The organism is Pseudomonas sp. MHK4 (assembly GCF_054600775.1).
Genome location: NZ_BAAIAK010000003.1, coordinates 355,619 through 374,228 on the forward strand (window position 1 = coordinate 355,619; position 18,610 = coordinate 374,228).

The 18,610-nt window shown below is 60.7% G+C and carries 17 protein-coding genes; 12 read left to right on the plus strand and 5 right to left on the minus strand.

Features of this window, described 5'->3' with window-relative positions:
* The first annotated feature begins 2 nt into the window (after nucleotides 1–2).
* Genes ssuC through ACYP2Q_RS10300 form a run of 3 tightly spaced genes read left to right on the plus strand, consistent with a single transcriptional unit; the run spans nucleotide 3 to nucleotide 1,837 of the window.
* The gene (gene ssuC, locus ACYP2Q_RS10290) at nucleotides 3–785 is read left to right on the plus strand and encodes an aliphatic sulfonate ABC transporter permease SsuC (protein WP_274073629.1); all 783 of its coding nucleotides are present in this window, start codon (nucleotides 3–5) and stop codon (nucleotides 783–785) included.
* Nucleotides 782–1,588 carry an aliphatic sulfonates ABC transporter ATP-binding protein gene (ssuB, locus tag ACYP2Q_RS10295; protein WP_095196294.1) on the plus strand — a complete coding sequence of 269 codons (807 nt, stop codon included), beginning with the start codon at nucleotides 782–784 and terminating at the stop codon, nucleotides 1,586–1,588. The genes ssuC and ssuB overlap by 4 nt, the downstream gene beginning before the upstream one ends.
* Nucleotides 1,589–1,621: 33 nt before the next feature.
* Nucleotides 1,622–1,837, plus strand: coding sequence for a TOBE domain-containing protein (locus ACYP2Q_RS10300; RefSeq protein WP_007967989.1), 216 nt, complete (start codon nucleotides 1,622–1,624; stop codon nucleotides 1,835–1,837).
* A gap of 54 nt (nucleotides 1,838–1,891) precedes the next feature.
* Here ACYP2Q_RS10300 and ACYP2Q_RS10305 read toward each other — a convergent pair whose 3' ends face one another.
* Complete coding sequence (locus ACYP2Q_RS10305) at nucleotides 1,892–2,527, minus strand: TetR/AcrR family transcriptional regulator (protein ID WP_459730351.1); 636 nt, start codon at nucleotides 2,525–2,527, stop codon at nucleotides 1,892–1,894.
* Nucleotides 2,528–2,755: 228 nt separating this feature from the next.
* Nucleotides 2,756–4,132, minus strand: coding sequence for a glutamine synthetase family protein (locus ACYP2Q_RS10310; RefSeq protein WP_046818414.1), 1,377 nt, complete (start codon nucleotides 4,130–4,132; stop codon nucleotides 2,756–2,758).
* A 278-nt stretch (nucleotides 4,133–4,410) separates the two neighbouring features.
* Between ACYP2Q_RS10310 and ACYP2Q_RS10315 the strand changes: the two genes are divergently transcribed.
* From ACYP2Q_RS10315 to ACYP2Q_RS10350, 8 genes are all read left to right on the plus strand, one after another.
* A complete protein-coding gene (locus ACYP2Q_RS10315) occupies nucleotides 4,411–4,770 on the plus strand; it encodes a gamma-glutamyl-gamma-aminobutyrate hydrolase family protein (protein ID WP_459730352.1) in 360 nt (119 codons plus the stop codon).
* 38 nt (nucleotides 4,771–4,808) lie between these two features.
* Nucleotides 4,809–6,167, plus strand: coding sequence for a glutamine synthetase family protein (locus ACYP2Q_RS10320; RefSeq protein ID WP_459730353.1), 1,359 nt, complete (start codon nucleotides 4,809–4,811; stop codon nucleotides 6,165–6,167).
* 58 nt (nucleotides 6,168–6,225) lie between these two features.
* On the plus strand, nucleotides 6,226–7,590 hold the full coding sequence (locus tag ACYP2Q_RS10325) for an aspartate aminotransferase family protein (protein WP_459730354.1): 1,365 nt from the start codon (nucleotides 6,226–6,228) through the stop codon (nucleotides 7,588–7,590).
* A 169-nt stretch (nucleotides 7,591–7,759) separates the two neighbouring features.
* Nucleotides 7,760–8,872 (plus strand): polyamine ABC transporter substrate-binding protein, encoded by a 1,113-nt coding sequence (locus ACYP2Q_RS10330; RefSeq protein ID WP_459730355.1) that lies wholly within the window; start codon nucleotides 7,760–7,762, stop codon nucleotides 8,870–8,872.
* A gap of 246 nt (nucleotides 8,873–9,118) precedes the next feature.
* Nucleotides 9,119–10,216: a polyamine ABC transporter substrate-binding protein gene (locus ACYP2Q_RS10335; RefSeq protein WP_459730356.1), complete on the plus strand. Its 1,098-nt coding sequence runs from the start codon at nucleotides 9,119–9,121 to the stop codon at nucleotides 10,214–10,216.
* A gap of 72 nt (nucleotides 10,217–10,288) precedes the next feature.
* Complete coding sequence (locus ACYP2Q_RS10340) at nucleotides 10,289–11,431, plus strand: ABC transporter ATP-binding protein (RefSeq protein WP_459730357.1); 1,143 nt, start codon at nucleotides 10,289–10,291, stop codon at nucleotides 11,429–11,431.
* A 35-nt stretch (nucleotides 11,432–11,466) separates the two neighbouring features.
* Entirely contained in the window at nucleotides 11,467–12,348 is an 882-nt protein-coding gene (locus ACYP2Q_RS10345) for an ABC transporter permease subunit (protein WP_459730626.1), read from the plus strand.
* A complete protein-coding gene (locus tag ACYP2Q_RS10350; protein ID WP_459730358.1) occupies nucleotides 12,345–13,232 on the plus strand; it encodes an ABC transporter permease subunit in 888 nt (295 codons plus the stop codon). Before ACYP2Q_RS10345 ends, ACYP2Q_RS10350 begins: the two co-directional genes overlap by 4 nt.
* A 136-nt stretch (nucleotides 13,233–13,368) precedes the next feature.
* Here ACYP2Q_RS10350 and ACYP2Q_RS10355 read toward each other — a convergent pair whose 3' ends face one another.
* Nucleotides 13,369–14,010 (minus strand): HD domain-containing protein, encoded by a 642-nt coding sequence (locus ACYP2Q_RS10355; RefSeq protein ID WP_459730359.1) that lies wholly within the window; start codon nucleotides 14,008–14,010, stop codon nucleotides 13,369–13,371.
* 318 nt (nucleotides 14,011–14,328) lie between these two features.
* Here ACYP2Q_RS10355 and ACYP2Q_RS10360 point away from each other — a divergent pair, with 318 nt between their 5' ends.
* A complete protein-coding gene (locus ACYP2Q_RS10360) occupies nucleotides 14,329–15,294 on the plus strand; it encodes a GlxA family transcriptional regulator (protein ID WP_459730360.1) in 966 nt (321 codons plus the stop codon).
* A gap of 126 nt (nucleotides 15,295–15,420) precedes the next feature.
* On the opposite strand, the gene ACYP2Q_RS10365 is transcribed toward ACYP2Q_RS10360, so the two are convergent.
* Together ACYP2Q_RS10365 and ACYP2Q_RS10370 are read right to left on the minus strand one after the other, a co-directional pair.
* On the minus strand, nucleotides 15,421–17,832 hold the full coding sequence (locus tag ACYP2Q_RS10365; protein ID WP_459730361.1) for a penicillin acylase family protein: 2,412 nt from the start codon (nucleotides 17,830–17,832) through the stop codon (nucleotides 15,421–15,423).
* Between the two features lie 112 nt (nucleotides 17,833–17,944).
* Entirely contained in the window at nucleotides 17,945–18,526 is a 582-nt protein-coding gene (locus tag ACYP2Q_RS10370) for a DUF6436 domain-containing protein (RefSeq protein WP_459730362.1), read from the minus strand.
* Nucleotides 18,527–18,610: the final 84 nt, after the last annotated feature.

Below are 18,610 nucleotides of genomic sequence, written 5' to 3' on the forward strand. Positions count from 1 at the left end.
CCATGAAGAAGATCATTCACAGCCTTGCGCCCTGGGCCTTACCGGTCTTGCTGTTGGCGGTGTGGCAGTTGTCGGTGTCGGCGGGCTGGTTGTCGACGCGGATTCTGCCGGCGCCCATTGCCGTGATCGAAGCCGGTGTGAACCTGGTGCGCAGCGGCGAAATCTGGACGCACCTGGCAATCAGCGGCTGGCGCGCGGCGCTGGGTTTCGCCATCGGCGGCGGCATCGGCCTGACCCTGGGTTTTATCACCGGCCTGTCGAAGTGGGGTGAACGCCTGCTCGACAGCTCGGTGCAGATGATCCGCAACGTGCCGCACCTGGCGCTGATTCCATTGGTGATCCTGTGGTTCGGCATCGACGAGTCGGCGAAGATTTTCCTGGTGGCCCTGGGCACCTTGTTCCCGATCTACCTCAACACCTATCACGGCATCCGCAACGTCGATCCGGCGTTGGTGGAAATGTCGCGCAGCTATGGTCTGTCCGGCTTCAGCCTGTTCCGCCAGGTGATCCTGCCGGGGGCGCTGCCCTCGATCCTGGTCGGTGTGCGTTTTGCCCTGGGTTTCATGTGGCTGACGCTGATCGTCGCGGAAACCATTTCCGCCAGCTCCGGCATCGGCTACCTGGCAATGAACGCCCGGGAGTTCCTGCAGACCGACGTGGTGGTGCTGGCGATTCTGCTGTACGCGGTGCTCGGCAAACTGGCCGACCTTGCGGCCCGTGGACTGGAACGTGTGTGGCTGCGCTGGCATCCGGCTTATCAGGTCGTCAAGGGAGGTGCCGCATGACTGCTCAACAACCTCCACGCCTGCTGCGCGGGATTCCGCTGGCGGTGCGCAAGCTGCAAAAAACCTTCGGCTCGCGGCAGGTGCTGCGTGAGATCGACCTGCACATTCCGGCGGGTCAGTTCGTCGCGGTGGTCGGTCGCAGTGGCTGTGGCAAAAGTACCTTGCTGCGTTTGCTCGCAGGTCTCGACCAGCCTACCGGTGGTGAGTTGCTGGCCGGCTCCGCGCCGCTGAGTGAGGCGCGGGAAGACACTCGCCTGATGTTCCAGGAAGCGCGTCTGCTGCCGTGGAAAAAGATCATCGACAACGTTGGCCTGGGACTCAAAGGCAACTGGCGGCCAAAGGCGCTGGAAGCGCTGGAAGCGGTCGGCCTGGCGGATCGCGCCAACGAGTGGCCGGCAGCCCTGTCCGGTGGGCAGAAGCAACGGGTGGCGTTGGCTCGCGCATTGATCCACCAACCGCGCTTGCTGTTGCTCGACGAGCCATTGGGCGCCCTGGATGCGCTCACGCGAATCGAGATGCAGCAGTTGATCGAGCGGCTCTGGCAACAGCACGGCTTCACCGTGTTGCTGGTGACCCACGACGTCAGTGAAGCGGTGGCGATTGCCGATCGGGTGATCCTGATCGAAGACGGCGAAGTCGGCCTCGACCTGCATGTGGAACTGCCGCGCCCTCGGGTTCGTGGCTCCCATCGGCTGGCGGCGCTGGAAACCGAAGTGCTCAACCGCGTGCTCTCACTGCCCGGCCAACCGCCGGAACCGGAACCTGTTTCACCCTTGCCTACGCAGTTGCGTTGGGCTCAATAACTCAAGCCTCAATCAACGACAGGAATCATCATCATGACTATCAAGGCCATCAACGTACGCAACCAGTTCAAAGGCTCGATCAAGGAAATCGTTCTCGGCGACGTGCTGTCGGAAATCGACGTGCAGACCGCTTCCGGGATCGTCACGTCGGTGATCACCACCCGTTCGGTGAAAGAGCTGGAACTGGCGGTGGGCAGCGAAGTGATCGCGTTCGTGAAATCCACCGAGGTGTCGATCGCCAAGTTGTGAAAGATCAAAAGATCTCAGCCTGCGTTCTCCTGAGCTGCCGCAGGCTGCGATCTTTTAAAGCGCAACGCGCTTGGGCAGGTACGGCGGCAAATACAGCCCCAGATACGCATCAAACACCCGCATCCCTTCCTCGGCCATGCGCGGCGTGATCTGCCCATGCTGCTGCACCGAACGTGCATACACCCGGTCACCGAGCTCCATGGCCAACGCAAACACATCGACATCGTTCGGCAGCTTCGGCAGCTCGAAGTGGTGGTCGAACAGTTTGTGCATCAGGTCGCCCAGTTCGATGTCGTGCTGACGGTCGGCCTGGGTGACTTCGGTCAGGCCGTGCTGGGCGAGGATGAGTTGGCGGGCCGCGGCGTCTTCGCTGTAGATCACGAGCATGCGTTGCTCCACCAGCCGCGACAGATCCCGCCAGCCGCTCAAGGCGCCATGGTCGATAGGCGCTTGCAGGCAGGCGCGGAAGGCCGCGTGGACGTCGGCGGTCAGCGCTTCGAGCAGGGACGGGACGCTGGCGAAGAAGTGGTAGACGGAGGAGGGCGGGATCTGCGCGCGTTCGGCGACACTGTAGATCGACAGACTGGCCACGCCCTCGGCGGCCAGCAGCGTGCGGGCGGCGTCGAGTATCGAATCGATCCGGGCCTGGCTGCGGGCGCGGGGTTTGCGAGCGGTGGCGGTGCGCGTCATTGGAGTCCTCCTGCGGGGCAGGGGGCATTGTACGAGCAGGCTTCTATGTTGTCTGCCAGGACGCCATCGCCAGCAGGCTGGCTCCCACAGGGATTTGCGGTGTACGCAGAATTTATGCTCACTGGAGATCAACTGTGGGAGCTAGCCTGCTGGCGATCCGCCGCAGGCGGCCATAAAAAAACGCCGCTGGCTGTGAAGCCGGCGGCGTTTGTTTTTTACTGCAACCGCTTAAACGGTATGCAGGTACCAGTTGTACTCAAGGTCGGAGATGGAGTGTTCAAACTCCTCCAGCTCGCTTTCCTTACAGGCCACGAAGATATCGATGTATTTCGGATCGATGTACTTGGCCATGACCTCGCTGTCGTCCAGCTCGCGCAACGCATCGCGCAGGTTGTTCGGCAGGCTCTGCTCGTTCTGCTCGTAGCTGTTGCCTTCCACCGGTGCGTTCGGCTCGATCTTGTTGACCAGGCCGTGGTGCACGCCTGCCAGGACCGAAGCCATCAGCAGGTACGGGTTGGCATCGGCGCCGGCCACACGGTGTTCGATACGTACGGCATCGGCGGAGCCGGTGGGCACGCGAATCGCCACGGTGCGGTTGTCCAGGCCCCAGCACGGTGAGTTCGGCACATAGAACTGCGCACCGAATCGACGGTAGGAGTTGACGTTCGGGCAGAGGAAAGCCATCTGCGCCGGTAGGGTCTCGAGCACACCGCCGATCGCGTGACGCAGCGCGGCGTTCTGCTCGGGATCCTCACTGGCAAAAATATTCTTGCCGTCCTTGTCCAGAATCGAAATGTGCACGTGCAGCCCGTTGCCCGCCTGGCCCGGGTAAGGCTTGGCCATGAAGGTGGTGTCCATTTCATGGTCGTAGGCGATGTTCTTGATCAGGCGCTTGAGCAGTACCGCGTAGTCGCAGGCCTTGATCGGGTCGGCCACGTGGTGCAGGTTCACTTCGAACTGCGCCGGGGCACTTTCCTTGACGATGGCGTCGGCCGGGATGCCTTGCTCTTTCGCACCTTCCAGGATGTCCTGGAGGCAGTCGACGTATTCGTCGAGGTCGTCGATCAGGTAGACCTGTGTCGAGTGCGGGCGTTTGCCGGAGATTGGCGAGCGCGGCGGTTGCGGGCGACCGTTCACGTTCTCCTGGTCGATCAGGTAGAACTCCAGTTCGAACGCGGCGCAGATGGTCAGGCCCAGTTCATCGAACTTGGTCACCACTTGTCGCAGGACTTCGCGCGGGTCGGCGAAGAAAGGATCACCTTCGAGTTCGTGCATGGTCATCAACAGTTGCGCGGTCGGGCGCTTCTGCCATGGCTCGTTGCACAGGGTATCGGGGATTGGATAGCAGATTCGATCGGCGTCGCCGATGTCCAGGCCCAGGCCGGTGCTTTCCACCGTAGAGCCGTTGATATCCAGGGCAAATAAAGAGGCCGGCAGGTTGATGCCTTTCTCGTAAACCTTGTGGAGGCTGGTGCGTTCGATGCGCTTGCCGCGCACCACACCATTCATATCCGCAATCAGAAGGTCAACGTACAGAACCTCAGGATGTTCCTTAAGGAACGCGTTCGCTTCGTTAAGCTGAACGGCACGCGGGGGTACCGACATGATGCAACACCTTTGTTGTTAAAAATATCAATCATTGATCTTTTCGGATTCCAGTCAACCCGAACGGCTTGCCGAAGTCAAGCGAGGCCTTTTTTGCCCTAAAAAAGCGCTCGTGTGGCTTTTTTGAGGCTCTTTGGGGCGTTTTTATGCCCCTTGGCCGTTTGACGCCCGCAGGCTTGAGCGGGCCGTGTTGTATTTTTTACGGGGGTGTTGTGTAAAAAAATGAACAAGGCTAAGCTCGAATCAAACCCATAACAGCAATAATACCGGGGTGCTTCATGTCTCGCCTGCCGATAATCGGCGTCACCGACTGCTCTTTGCAGATCGGTCTGTATGCTCATCACATCAGTGGCGATATCTGCGTCAGCGCCGTGGCCGCAGCGGCTCCGGGCCAGTCGGTGATCTTCCCGTCCCTGGCGGATCAACCGTCCCTGTCCGATATTCTGGACGGCCTCGACGGCACACCCATTGCGGTTACTCCATTCAATATAGAACCGATTCACAATAGCGGCTCGGCCATCGTGCAGGGCACCGCTCGCGATTCTGCACGCCTGTTATGCGCAGAAGTACACACAAGCACGATAGCCTGGCGCAAACTTGCATTTCAACGCGACGCCGATGCGTCAACTACCGCCTGACTCCCAAGAGCCAGGAAACTCAAAGCCTAGAGGCATTTATGAGTAACAACCTCGACCAGCTCACCGATTGGTTGAAAGACCACAAGATCACAGAAGTCGAATGCATGATCGCCGACTTGACCGGGATCACCCGGGGCAAGATCTCGCCGACCAACAAATTCATCGCCGAAAAGGGCATGCGCCTGCCCGAGAGCGTTCTGCTGCAGACCGTGACCGGCGACTATGTCGAAGACGACATCTATTACGAACTGCTCGACCCGGCCGACATCGACATGATCTGCCGTCCCGACCAGAACGCGGTGTTCCTGGTGCCGTGGGCCGTCGAACCGACCGCCCAGGTGATCCACGACACCTACGACAAGCAGGGCAACCCGATCGAGCTGTCGCCGCGCAACGTGCTCAAGAAGGTCCTCAAGCTCTATGCCGACAGGGGCTGGCAGCCCATCGTGGCACCGGAGATGGAGTTCTACCTGACCAAGCGCAGTGACGACCCGGATTACCCGTTGCAGCCGCCAATCGGCCGCTCCGGTCGCCCGGAAATCGGTCGCCAGTCGTTCTCCATCGAGGCTGCGAACGAGTTCGATCCGTTGTTCGAGGACGTCTATGACTGGTGCGAACTGCAGGAACTGGACCTCGACACCCTGATCCACGAGGACGGCACGGCGCAGATGGAGATCAACTTCCGTCACGGCGACGCCCTGTCCCTGGCCGACCAGATCCTGGTGTTCAAGCGCACCATGCGCGAGGCCGCGCTCAAGCACAACGTGGCCGCGACCTTCATGGCCAAGCCGATGACCGGCGAGCCTGGCAGCGCCATGCACTTGCATCAAAGCATCATCGACATGGAGACCGGCAAGAACATCTTCTCCAATGAAGACGGGACCATGAGCCAGCTGTTCCTCAACCACATCGGTGGTTTGCAGAAGCTGATCCCTGAGCTGTTGCCGCTGTTCGCCCCCAACGTCAACTCGTTCCGCCGCTTCCTGCCGGACACCTCGGCACCGGTGAACGTGGAGTGGGGCGAAGAGAACCGCACCGTGGGCCTGCGGGTGCCGGATGCCGGGCCACAGAACCGTCGCGTGGAAAACCGCCTGCCGGGTGCCGATGCCAACCCGTACCTGGCCATTGCCGCGAGCCTGCTGTGCGGCTACATCGGCATGGTCGAAGGCCTGAACCCGAGCGCACCGGTGGTGGGCCGTGGTTATGAGCGCCGTAACCTGCGCCTGCCACTGACCATCGAAGACGCGCTCGAGCGTATGGAAAACAGCGCCACCATCGAGCGCTACCTGGGCAAGACTTTCATCACTGGCTACGTCGCGGTCAAGCGGGCCGAGCATGAAAACTTCAAGCGCGTCATCAGTTCGTGGGAACGGGAATTCCTGCTTTTTGCCGTCTGATGCGCCGGGCGCCGCCATTGCGGGTGGCGCTCTCACCTGGATTTTTTAGGAGATTGGTATGACCAGCAACAATCCGCAAACCCGTGAATGGCAAACCCTGAGCAATGATCACCACCTGGCTCCGTTCAGCGACTTCAAGCAGCTGAAAGAGAAAGGCCCGCGGATCATCACCAACGCCAAGGGCGTCTACCTGTGGGACAGCGAAGGCAACAAGATCCTCGATGGCATGGCCGGCCTGTGGTGCGTGGCCATCGGCTACGGTCGCGATGAACTGGCTGATGCCGCCAGCAAGCAGATGCGCGAACTGCCGTATTACAACCTGTTCTTCCAGACCGCCCACCCGCCGGTGCTGGAGCTGGCCAAGGCCATCGCCGATGTCGCGCCGCAAGGCATGAACCACGTGTTCTTCACCGGTTCCGGCTCTGAAGGCAACGACACCATGCTGCGCATGGTCCGTCACTACTGGGCGATCAAGGGCCAGCCGAAGAAAAAAGTCATCATCAGCCGCAAGAACGGCTATCACGGTTCCACCGTGGCCGGCGCGAGCCTGGGCGGCATGACCTACATGCACGAACAGGGCGACTTGCCGATCCCGGGCATCGTCCACATCGCCCAGCCGTACTGGTTCGCCGAAGGCGGCGACATGACCCCTGAAGAGTTCGGGATCTGGGCGGCCAATCAGCTGGAAGAGAAAATCCTCGAAGTCGGCGTGGACAACGTCGGTGCCTTTATTGCCGAGCCGATCCAGGGCGCGGGCGGCGTGATCATTCCTCCTGACAGCTACTGGCCGCGCATCAAGGAAATCCTCGCCAAGTACGACATCCTGTTCGTGGCCGACGAAGTGATCTGCGGTTTCGGCCGTACCGGCGAGTGGTTCGGCAGCGATTTCTACGACCTCAAGCCAGACATGATGACCATCGCCAAGGGCCTGACCTCCGGCTACATCCCCATGGGTGGCCTGATCGTGCGCGACGAAGTGGTAGACGTGCTCAACGAAGGCGGCGATTTCAACCACGGCTTCACCTATTCCGGGCACCCGGTGGCCGCGGCGGTGGCGCTGGAAAACATCCGCATCATGCGCGATGAAAAAATTATCGAGCGCGTCCACGCTGAAACGGCACCGTATTTGCAGAAACGTTTGCGCGAACTGAACGATCACCCATTGGTAGGGGAAGTTCGTGGGGTCGGTCTGCTGGGGGCGATCGAACTGGTTCAGGACAAGGCCACTCGCAAGCGCTACGAAGGCAAGGGCGTCGGCATGATCTGCCGGCAGTTCTGCTTCGATAACGGGCTGATCATGCGTGCCGTGGGGGACACCATGATCATCGCTCCACCGCTGGTGATCACGCCGGCGGAAATCGATGAGTTGGTGACCAAGGCGCGCAAGTGCCTGGACCTGACCCTGAGTGCGTTGCAGGCCTAAGTGCTAGGCTCTGGGCGCAAGGCATGAAACTTTCGCCCGGAGCCGTGAGAAAGGCTGGCCTTTCCTTGAAAGACCGCCTCGGATCTTGCCAGACTAGCCGCGGTTCCAGTTGTCCGGGTTCGGCCGCTGAACAAAGTGGTTCAAAAAAGAAAAATTTGGAGCATTACGCATGAAGGCATTAGGAAAAAAGCTTGCTGGCAAGACCCTCCTCGCCATGTCCCTGATGGGCTTGATGGCGGGCGCGGTTCAGGCGGATGATAAAGTTCTGCACGTGTATAACTGGTCTGATTACATCGCCCCGGACACCATCAAGAAATTCGAAGACGAGTCGGGCATCAAAGTTGTCTACGACGTTTTCGACAGTAACGAAACCCTCGAAGCCAAGTTGCTGGCGGGCAAGTCCGGTTACGACATCGTCGTGCCGTCGAACAACTTCCTGGCCAAGCAGATCAAGGCCGGCGTTTACCAAAAGCTGGACAAATCCAAGCTGCCTAACTGGAAAAACCTGAACACTGACCTGCTCAAGGCCGTATCGGTCAGCGACCCGGGCAACGAACACGCTTTCCCGTACATGTGGGGTTCGATCGGTATCGGCTTCAACGCCGAGAAGGTCAAGGCAGCACTGGGTGCCGATGCACCGGTCGATTCCTGGGACCTGATCTTCAAGCCGGAGAACGCCGCCAAGCTCAAAGCCTGCGGTATCAGCCTGCTGGACTCGCCAACCGAGATGATTCCGGTGGCGCTGCATTACCTGGGCCTGCCAACCGACAGCCAGAAGAAAGAAGACATCGACAAGGCTGAAGCGCTGATCATGAAGGTCCGTCCTTCGATCGCCTACTTCCACTCGTCCAAGTACATTTCCGACCTCGCCAACGGCAACATCTGCGTGGCCGTGGGTTACTCGGGTGACATCTACCAGGCCAAGTCCCGCGCGGCTGAAGCCGGTGACAAGGTGAAAGTCAGCTACAACATTCCGAAAGAAGGTGCAGGCAGCTTCTACGACATGGTCGCCATTCCTAAAGATGCCGAAAACGTCGAAGGCGCCTACAAGTTCATGACCTTCCTGCAGAAGCCGGAAATCATGGCTGAAATCACCAACGCCGTGCGTTTCCCGAACGGTAACGCGGCGGCCACGCCACTGGTGGATAAAGAAATCACCGGTGACCCGGGCGTTTACCCGCCGGCGGACGTGCTGGCCAAGCTGTACGCGATTGCCGACTTGCCGGCCGCGACCCAGCGGATCATGACCCGCAGCTGGACCAAGATCAAATCCGGTAAATAAGAAGTAAGTAAAACCTCTGTAGGAGCGAGCTTGCTCGCGAAAAAAATCGGAACGCCGCGGGGTGTCAGGCACCCAGCGTTATCGTTGACGACCATCGCGAGCAAGCTCGCTCCTACAAGGGTCTTCATAAAGTTTGCTGGAACGGTTTTTCGAGGGTAAGTTGCGCGCCGGTTTAGTTGCCAGGCAGCGGTGGCTGTCATGTAACGCGGGGCAACTTGAGCCCAACTCATTTTAGAGGACCTCCACTTGCCTATTTTTTCTTTGTTGCGCAATGCCATGTTGATCGGCGCCGGACTGACACTGGCTGCCAGTGTCCAGGCTGCCGGTACCGTGCATATTTATAATTGGTCGGATTACATCGGCGAGACCACCCTGGCCGACTTCCAGAAAGCCACTGGGATCAAGCCGGTCTACGACGTATTCGATTCCAACGAAACCCTGGAAGGCAAGTTGCTGGCCGGGCGCACCGGGTACGACGTGGTGGTGCCGTCCAACCATTTCCTCGGCAAGCAGATCAAGGCCGGGGCTTTCCAGAAGCTCGACAAGTCGCAGTTGCCGGATTACTCGAACCTCGATCCGGTGCTGCTCAAGCGCCTGGAGCAAAACGATCCGGGTAACCTGTACGCCGTGCCGTACTTGTGGGGCACCAACGGCATCGGTTACAACCCCGAGAAGATCAAGGCTGTGCTGGGCGTTGACAAGATCGACTCCTGGGCCGCGGTCTTCGAGCCGGAGAACATCAAGAAGCTGCACGGTTGCGGAGTGGCGTTCCTCGATTCCGCCGATGAAATGATGCCCACGGTCCTCAATTACCTGGGCCTGGACCCCAACAGCACCAACCCCGAAGATTACAAAAAGGCTGAAGCCAAGTTGCTGGCGGTGCGGCCTTACGTGACTTACTTCCACTCCTCCAAATACATCGCGGACCTGGCCAACGGCGATATCTGCGTGGCGATCGGCTTCTCCGGCGACATGTTCCAGGCCCGCAACCGCGCGGCCGAAGCCAAGAAAGGCGTGGACATCGTCTACTCGATTCCCAAGGAAGGCGGCGCGCTGTGGTTCGACATGCTGGCCATTCCGAAGGATGCGGCCAACGTCAAGGAAGCCCACGCGTTCATCAACTATCTGTTGAAACCCGAGGTGATCGCTCAAGTCAGTGACTACGTTGGCTACGCCAACCCTAACCCGGCGTCGGACAAACTGATGGAACAGTCGATTCGCACCGACGAATCGGTTTATCCACCGCAATCGGTACTCGACAAGACCTACGTGTCCATCGAACTACCGCCAAACATTCAACGTTTGATGACCCGCAGCTGGACCAAGGTCAAGTCGGGCAAATAGCTTCAAGGCTCAAACTATCCAAGGTTGGCTCACCTTGAGCGAACTGCACTCTTTTTTTTGGGAGTTTCGTAAATGGCAGTTGCCTCCGGCGCCTATAAGAAAGCCCTCGAGGGCGACCAGTCACCTAAACAGGTGCTGGTCAAAATCGACCGGGTCACGAAGAAGTTCGACGAGACGATTGCCGTGGACGATGTGTCCCTGGAAATCAAGAAAGGCGAGATCTTCGCCTTGCTCGGCGGTTCGGGATCGGGCAAATCCACCTTGCTGCGCATGCTGGCCGGCTTCGAACGACCGACCGAGGGGCGCATCTTCCTCGATGGCGTAGACATCACCGACATGCCGCCGTACGAGCGGCCGATCAACATGATGTTCCAGTCCTACGCCCTGTTCCCGCACATGACCGTGGCGCAGAACATCGCTTTCGGCCTCAAGCAGGACAAGCTGCCGTCCGCGGAAATCGATGCCCGCGTAGCCGACATGCTCAAGCTGGTGCAGATGAGCCAGTACGCCAAGCGCAAGCCGCACCAGTTGTCCGGCGGCCAGCGTCAGCGTGTGGCCCTGGCCCGTTCCCTGGCCAAGCGGCCGAAGCTGCTGTTGCTCGATGAGCCGATGGGCGCGCTGGATAAAAAACTGCGTTCGCAAATGCAGCTGGAGCTGGTGGAGATCATCGAGCGCGTGGGCGTAACCTGCGTCATGGTGACCCACGACCAGGAAGAGGCCATGACCATGGCCGAGCGAATCGCGATCATGCACCTGGGCTGGATCGCCCAGATCGGCAGCCCGATCGACATCTACGAAACCCCGACCAGCCGCCTGGTCTGCGAATTCATCGGTAACGTCAACATCTTCGACGGTGAAGTGATCGACGACGCCGAAGGCCACGCGATCATCACCTGCAAGGACCTCGACCGGAAGATCTATGTCGGCCACGGCATCAGCACCTCGGTGCAGGACAAGTCCGTGACCTACGCGATCCGTCCGGAAAAGCTGCTCGTCACCCCGACCATGCCGACCTGCGAATACAACTGGTCCAGCGGCAAGGTCCACGATATCGCCTACCTGGGCGGTCACTCGGTGTTCTACGTCGAATTGCCGAGCGGCAAGATCGTCCAGTCGTTCGTCGCCAACGCCGAGCGCCGTGGCCAGCGGCCGACCTGGGGTGACCAGGTCTACGTGTACTGGGAAGACGATAGCGGCGTGGTACTTCGCTCATGAACATGCGCAAATTCAAACGCCGCCTCAATCGAATAATTCCCGGTGGCCGCCAACTGGTCATCGGGGTTCCCTTCATCTGGCTGTTCCTGTTCTTCATGCTGCCGTTCTTCATCGTCCTGAAGATCAGCTTCGCTGAAGCCGACGTGGCCATTCCGCCGTACACCGAGATCTACAGCTACGCCGAACAGAAGCTGCAGGTGCTGCTGAACCTGGGCAACTACGCGATGCTCGGCGACGACGAGTTGTACATCGCCGCCTACCTCGGCTCGTTGAAGATGGCGCTGATCAGCACCATCCTCTGCCTGCTGATCGGCTATCCGATGGCCTACGCCATCGCCAGTGCCCGCAAAGAGATGCAAACGGTGCTGGTGCTGCTGATCATGATGCCGACCTGGACCGCGATCCTGATCCGCGTGTATGCGTGGATGGGTATCCTCAGCAACAACGGCCTGCTCAACGGTTTCCTGATGACCATGGGCTGGATCGACGAGCCACTGCAGATTCTCAACACCAACCTCGCGGTTTACATTGGTGTCGTCTACTCCTATCTGCCGTTCATGATCCTGCCGCTGTACGCCAACCTGGTGAAGCACGACAACAGCCTGCTGGAAGCCGCGTCCGACCTGGGTTCGAGCACCTTCAACAGCTTCTGGAAGATCACCATTCCGCTGTCGAAAAACGGCATCATCGCCGGCTGCATGCTGGTGTTCATCCCGGTCGTGGGTGAGTTCGTGATCCCGGAACTGCTCGGTGGTCCGGAGACCCTGATGATCGGTAAAGTGCTCTGGCAAGAGTTCTTCAACAACCGTGACTGGCCGGTGGCATCCGCCCTGGCGGTGGTGATGCTGGCGATCCTGATCGTGCCGATCATCCTGTTCAACCGTAGCCAAGCCAAAGAGATGGAGGGCAAGGAATGAAGCGCTTCCGTTTCTCGAGTTTCATGCTGGTAGCAGGATTGCTGTTCATCTACCTGCCGATGCTGATCCTGGTGATCTACTCGTTCAACGCCTCGAAACTGGTGACGGTGTGGGGTGGCTGGTCGATCAAGTGGTACGTCGGCCTGATGGATAACACCCAACTGATGGGCTCGGTGGTGCGCTCGCTGGAAATCGCCTGCTACACGGCGATTGCCGCGGTAGCGCTCGGTACGCTGGCGGCATTCGTGCTGACCCGGATCACCCACTTCAAGGGTCGTACCCTGTTCGGGGGCCTGGTCACCGCGCCGCTGGTAATGCCCGAAGTGATCACCGGTCTGTCGCTGTTGCTGCTGTTCGTGGCCATGGCGCAGATGATCGGCTGGCCACAGGAGCGTGGCATCGTCACCATCTGGATCGCCCACACCACGTTCTGTGCGGCGTATGTGGCGGTGGTGGTGTCGGCGCGCTTGCGTGAGCTGGACCTGTCCATCGAAGAGGCGGCCATGGACCTGGGTGCGCGGCCGTGGAAGGTGTTCTTCCTGATCACCATCCCGATGATCGCGCCATCCCTGGGTGCCGGTGGCATGATGTCGTTTGCCCTGTCGCTGGATGACCTGGTGTTGGCGAGCTTCGTGTCGGGCCCGGGTTCCACCACCTTGCCGATGGAAGTGTTCTCGGCGGTGCGCCTGGGTGTGAAACCGGAAATCAATGCCGTGGCCAGCCTGATTCTGCTGGCGGTGTCGCTGATGACCTTCCTGGTCTGGTTCTTCAGCCGTCGCGCCGAAGAAGCGCGCAAGCGTGCGATCCAGCAAGCCATCGAAGAAAGCGCCGCCGATTCGTGGAAGCAACCGGACGTGCGTCGCGCGCAGCCGGAAGCGGCTTGAGCCTGATGTCGGGTTGACCACAATCTTGTGGCCAACCCGTACCTCTCTGTAGGAGCCGGCTTGCTGGCGATGGTGTATCAGTCACATTGATTTCGACTGGCACACCATCGCCAGCAAGCCGGCTCCTACAGGGGATTTATGCAGCCCAAGGGGATTTGCGGATGACGTCAACGAAGTTCATCGGCTTGAACCCCGGCTCCTGATCCATCAATACATCGGTCTTCACATTGCCGAACGTGGTCTGCGGACGATGGCGCAAGCCGTTGGCAAAGGCGCAGATGATGCACTCCTTGAACCCTTCGCCCCGTGGATGCGCATGCACCACCGCTTCACGCTGCACGGTGGGAAACGCCGCGTAGTCCATGCCCAGCACGTCCATTTCAACGCCAGCGGTTACCAGCGCCACGGTTGGTCGCAGGTGTTGCGGCACCCCCGGCGTGGTGTGGAGGGCGATCGACAGCCAGACCTGCTCGATGTCGTCATCGCTGAACCCGTAAGGCTTGAGAAACGCGGCCGCCGCATTCGCGCCGTCGACTTCGAAGCGCTCGTTGTCGCTGCGATAACCTTCCACCAGGCCCAGGTCATGGAACATCGCGCCCACGTACAAAAGCTCCGGGTTGTAGGCCAGTTGCTTGCGCTCGCCGCTCAGCGCGCCGAACAGAAACACCCGGCGCGAGTGGTGGTAGAGCAGGTCGGATTCGATGTCGCGGATGTATTCGGTGGTGGCTTTGGCCAGGGCGCTGTCGGGGATCTTGATGCCGGCGATAGTGGTGCTCATGGGCTTTTCCTCAAGGTGAACGCCGAGGTGGCGCTGAGGGTTAAAGTCTGTTCGAGGCCGGCAAACGGGACAATCGATCCATGGCTGCGATCCTTGCCAATGAGCATGCATATCGCGCCAACCTCGCTTGTTGGGCAGGGATTGGCTAGGGTGCATGCAAACCCTGTAGGAGCAGCCGGTCGACGCTCGAGTGCTCGCGATGTGCGCAAGAGCGCCGCGATCATCCAGGCAGCCCGTGTCATCGTTGACGTCCATCGCGAGCAGGCTCGCTCCTGCAGGTGAACGTTGTGATCAATGCCATGAGAGGCGTTTCGAACCATGAGCAAAACCGTCGCCATCGTGGTCTTCGCCGGCGTCCAGTCGCTGGACGTCACCGGCCCCATGGATGTGTTTTCCGAAGCCAACCGGTTCCTCGCCCCCGAGGATCACTACCGGCTCGAGGTGATTGGCGTGGAGCGCGGGGTGATGGCGTGTTCCAACGGTTTGGCGCTGAACGCCCATCGGCATTTCAGCGAAGCGCTGGAGCCCTATGACCTGCTGCTGGTGGCCGGCGGACCGCAATTGCCCTTCACGACCTTCGGCGTCGTGTTCGATTCCTGGCTGCGCGACGCCTGCGCGCGGGCGCAACGTTTTGGCTCGATCTGCAACGGCGCGTTCATGCTCGCCCGGGCGGGTTTGCTGGAAGGGCGCACGGTGACTACCCATTGGGGTGATGCCGCGGCATTGGCTGACTTGTGTCCGACGACTCAGGTCGAAGCCGATCGGCTTTACGTTCAGGACGGCGAACTGTTCACCTCGGCCGGGGTGACGGCAGGGATCGATCTGTCGCTGTATCTGCTGGGGCGCGATCACGGGCCGGACGTGGCCTTGAGCGTGGCAAAACGACTGGTGGTATTCACCCAGCGCTCGGGCGGGCAGTCACAGTTCAGCCCGTTCCTTACGCCTCACGCTGAGCCGACCTCTGCCGTGGCGATGGTTCAGCATTACGTGTTGGCGAACCTGACGGGCGACCTGACCATCGCCGACCTGGCCAATGCCGCCAACATGAGCGCGCGCAATTTTTCCCGCGTATTTGCCAAGGAAGCGAAAATCACCCCGGCCGAGTTTGTCGAGCGGGCGCGGGTGGATGCGGCGCGGGTGCTGCTGGAAAGCACCCTGGCGCCGCTCAAGACCGTGGCCTATCAGTGCGGATTCCGCGATGCGCAGCACATGCGCAGCGTGTTCAACCGCAGGCTGGGGGTGACGCCGCAGCAGTTCAGGCAGAATTTTGCGGCGGTGGTTTGAGCGGTGATTGGTGTTGCCTGTGAGGGCCTCATCGCCAGCAGGCTGGCTCCCACAATGGGTCTGCATGCACAGGACCACTGTGGGAGCCAGCCTGCTGGCGATGAGGCCAGTCCAGCCAATACAAATCTACTGAGCACTGCGCGCCGGCAACAGCTTCAACGTACTGCGCGTATTGGCTATCACCTCTTCATCATTGAGATGTGCCTGGAAATAAGTCCCCTCGATATAAGCCTCGGCCTGGTCGTCAAAGTGCCTGTCGAACAGCACGCCGCTCTGGCCGACCGGGTTGACCGTCAGGCTGTGGGCCGGGTCGGCGAAGTCGATCAGGCGCCGGGTCGATGGGCCGTACGTCACCGGCCACGGGGCCGGCCCGATCCTGGATGTCAGGTTGTTCGGCACTTCATGGGTGCCGGGGGCCGCGAACGGACCGACATTGAAGAGCCGGTCCAGCGGCTTTTGCTGCCCCAGCGGATGACCATGGGTCAACGTGTGCGCTTTGCCCCATTGCCATTGCGAGAAATCGGCACCCAGCGTGGCCTTGAGGTGAGCGATGCTGGCCTGCCACGCAACCTTGACGGTATCGGCGCGGGTTTCCTTGCCGGGGGTATTGCGGTTGTCCCACCAGGGTGAATCCGCCGTGGCCGCCAGGCGCGGCAGCGCGGCATCGATCACCCGGGTCGAGAGCAGCGTTTCGAAGAAATCATTGCCCAGGTCATCGTGCATCGCCGCGTCAGCCAGGTTGAACAGGAGCTGGTTGAACAGCGTGGCGCTGGTGGACTCCAGCGGGTAGTCACCCTTCCACTGGGACAACTGCTCAAGCAGCTTGAGCTCTGCAGGATCGCTGACCACTTCGCGCAGCGTCGGCAGCAGCGGCGCCAACAGGCGCGTGCCGTAGGCGGTGGTGGTGCCCAGTTGCAGCGCCTGGCTGCTTTCCAGGTCCCACTTGATCTTCTGGTCGCTGAGCTGGCGATTGAGCTGCTGGCCTCGGTCGGCGAGGTTGTAATAACCGGGGATCTCCATCCCCGTCGGCGACAGCGGCTGAAAGTTGGCCGAGACGATATAGCCCCGTGCCGGGTTCTCTTCCTGCGGGTTGGCGCTGAACGGATAGAAACCGTCCTTGTCGGCGTCGATCGTGCTGCCGTCGAGGATGAACCACGGCTTCACTCCGGCAGGGCGCTTGGGCAATTGCGCCGCAGCCCACCAGCCGATGTCGCCCTTGGCATTGGCCCAGACGATGTTCAAACCGGGAGCCTGGACCTTCGCAGAGGCGCTACGGGCCTTGGCCAGGGTGTCGGCGCGATTGAGCTGGTAGAAGCCTTCGATGATCGGGTTCTGGCTTTCGAGAAACCCCCACCACATGGCGATCGGCGTATTGCCGGCGGCGTTGCCCAGCGCATCGTTGACGATCGGACCATGGGGTGACTGGCGCAGCGTCAGGGTCACCGGTGCCTGGCCCTTGACCGCGATCTGCTGTTCGCTGCTGACCATGTCCACCCACTGGCCGCGGTACCAGACCTGGTTGGGATTATCTGGATTGAGCTTTTCGGCAATCAGGTCGAGGTCGTCGTTCTGGAACATGGTGATGCTCCAGCCGAAGTCACGGTTCATGCCCAGGGACGCGAAGGGCATCAAGGCCTGGTAATGGCCGTAGAGCTCGAATCCCGGCGCCGAGAGCTGCGCTTCGTACCACACCGACGGCGCGGAAAAGCGGATGTGCGGGTCACCGGCCAGCAGCGGCTTGCCGCTCTTGGTGCGGTTGCCGGCCACCACCCAGGCATTGCTGCCCTCGAACTGTGGCAGGCCATTGTCGGCCAGGACCTGTTCGCTCAGGCGGGCGAGGGCGTTGAGGTCTTTCCAGTCGGCGCTGGCGAGGGGCGACGGGGCCTTGTTGTTTCGGTTCGCCAGCACGCCCTTGGGCTGCCAGTCGAGATCGAAGACGCTCAGGTAGTCGGCACCCAATTGATCGCGCACGTAGGTCAGCAGCGGTTCGGTGCGAAACGCCATGGCAAAACTGTAGGCCATGTAACCGGCGATGCTGACGGTGTCCTGCGCCGTGAACGGGCGCTTGTTGATGCCCAGCACATCGAACTCTACCGGTTTGGCGTGGCTGTCCTGGTACTGGTTGATGCCGTCCAGGTAGGCCTGCAGGGCAACGAAGGCGGGCGATTGCTTGTCCAGGTTCGCCACGTAGGTTTCGGCACGTTCGCGAATGCGCAGGCTGCGCATCAGCTTGTCGGTGTCGAGCAGCTTCGGCCCGAGCACCTCGGCCAGTTCGCCACGGGCGAGGCGACGCAGCACCTCCATCTGGAACAGGCGATCCTGGGCGTGGACGTAGCCAAAGGCGCGGTACAGGTCGGTTTCGTTGTCGGCACGGATGTGCGGGATGCCGCGCTCGTCATAACGCACGGTGACCGAACCTTGCAGGTGTTGCAGTTCCACCATGCCCTGGCGTGACGGCTGCTTGCTGTAGACATACCAGCCGGCGCCCGCGGCGAGCGCGACGATCAGCAAACCGAGCGCGGTCAGGCTACGTTTCATGGTGACTCCTTTTTATTGTTATCGGTGACAGCAATTCCCTGGCGAGACTGTTTAACACGACAGGCCGGTTTGGCCCATCGCCCGTAGGAGGGATTCTCGTCGGCTGTCTGCGTTACTGCGTAGGGGTGACAGGCCAGGGGCAGTAACACCCGACGGCCAGGGTGTGCGTGGCGTTCACTTCGCGGCCTTCGTTCAGCGCTTGCAGGATCGGTTCGATAAAACTGTTGCTGGAATTGCAGGTCAGGCCTTCGCTGTAGGGGCCGAAGTAAGCCAGTTTGCCGGTGCGATCCCAGATCGCCACGGCGGGGCTGGCGGGGATCTGTTCGGAACCGGGCAGGACACTGATGGGTTTCAAGGTATTCAAGGTGCCGGGCAATTGACCGTGGCTGCCGGGCTTTTGCACGGCATAAAACTCCACGCCCTGGGGCTCATACAGTTCAACCAGTTCGCTGAGGTGTTGCTGGTTGCCGACGTTGCACGGGCAGGCCGGGTCCCAGAAGTGCACGAGTCGGATGGCGCCGGGGCCGGCCAGGTGGTCGGGCAGGCGCAGCGGATCGCCGGAGAACATTGCCGTGTGCTCGCTGAATGCCCGTAGATAACGCCCCTGGAACCAGTCGTAGGCGGCCCACAGCACCCCGGCGCACACGAGGGCAAGCAGGCTGGCGAGCAGGGCGGCGCGATAGGGCGTGCGCATGGGTTCACTCCTTGAGGATCGGCTAGCTTGCCATGCTTGCCGCGACAGATGAATATCGCAGGTCCATAAAGTCCGTTTCGCGCT

Excerpts from the sequence above, each read along its gene's own strand:
- ACYP2Q_RS10370 (WP_459730362.1), bottom strand. The coding sequence starts at position 18,526 with ATGCGCACGCCCTATCGCGCCGCCCTGCTCGCCAGCCTGCTTGCCCTC.
- ACYP2Q_RS10320 (WP_459730353.1), top strand. The coding sequence starts at position 4,809 with ATGAGTAACAACCTCGACCAGCTCACCGATTGGTTGAAAGACCACAAG.
- ACYP2Q_RS10310 (WP_046818414.1), bottom strand. The coding sequence starts at position 4,132 with ATGTCGGTACCCCCGCGTGCCGTTCAGCTTAACGAAGCGAACGCGTTC.
- ACYP2Q_RS10340 (WP_459730357.1), top strand. The coding sequence starts at position 10,289 with ATGGCAGTTGCCTCCGGCGCCTATAAGAAAGCCCTCGAGGGCGACCAG.
- ACYP2Q_RS10300 (WP_007967989.1), top strand. The coding sequence starts at position 1,622 with ATGACTATCAAGGCCATCAACGTACGCAACCAGTTCAAAGGCTCGATC.
- ACYP2Q_RS10305 (WP_459730351.1), bottom strand. The coding sequence starts at position 2,527 with ATGACGCGCACCGCCACCGCTCGCAAACCCCGCGCCCGCAGCCAGGCC.
- ssuB (WP_095196294.1), top strand. The coding sequence starts at position 782 with ATGACTGCTCAACAACCTCCACGCCTGCTGCGCGGGATTCCGCTGGCG.
- ACYP2Q_RS10355 (WP_459730359.1), bottom strand. The coding sequence starts at position 14,010 with ATGAGCACCACTATCGCCGGCATCAAGATCCCCGACAGCGCCCTGGCC.
- ACYP2Q_RS10365 (WP_459730361.1), bottom strand. The coding sequence starts at position 17,832 with ATGAAACGTAGCCTGACCGCGCTCGGTTTGCTGATCGTCGCGCTCGCC.
- ACYP2Q_RS10360 (WP_459730360.1), top strand. The coding sequence starts at position 14,329 with ATGAGCAAAACCGTCGCCATCGTGGTCTTCGCCGGCGTCCAGTCGCTG.
- ACYP2Q_RS10330 (WP_459730355.1), top strand. The coding sequence starts at position 7,760 with ATGAAGGCATTAGGAAAAAAGCTTGCTGGCAAGACCCTCCTCGCCATG.
- ssuC (WP_274073629.1), top strand. The coding sequence starts at position 3 with ATGAAGAAGATCATTCACAGCCTTGCGCCCTGGGCCTTACCGGTCTTG.
- ACYP2Q_RS10350 (WP_459730358.1), top strand. The coding sequence starts at position 12,345 with ATGAAGCGCTTCCGTTTCTCGAGTTTCATGCTGGTAGCAGGATTGCTG.
- ACYP2Q_RS10315 (WP_459730352.1), top strand. The coding sequence starts at position 4,411 with ATGTCTCGCCTGCCGATAATCGGCGTCACCGACTGCTCTTTGCAGATC.
- ACYP2Q_RS10325 (WP_459730354.1), top strand. The coding sequence starts at position 6,226 with ATGACCAGCAACAATCCGCAAACCCGTGAATGGCAAACCCTGAGCAAT.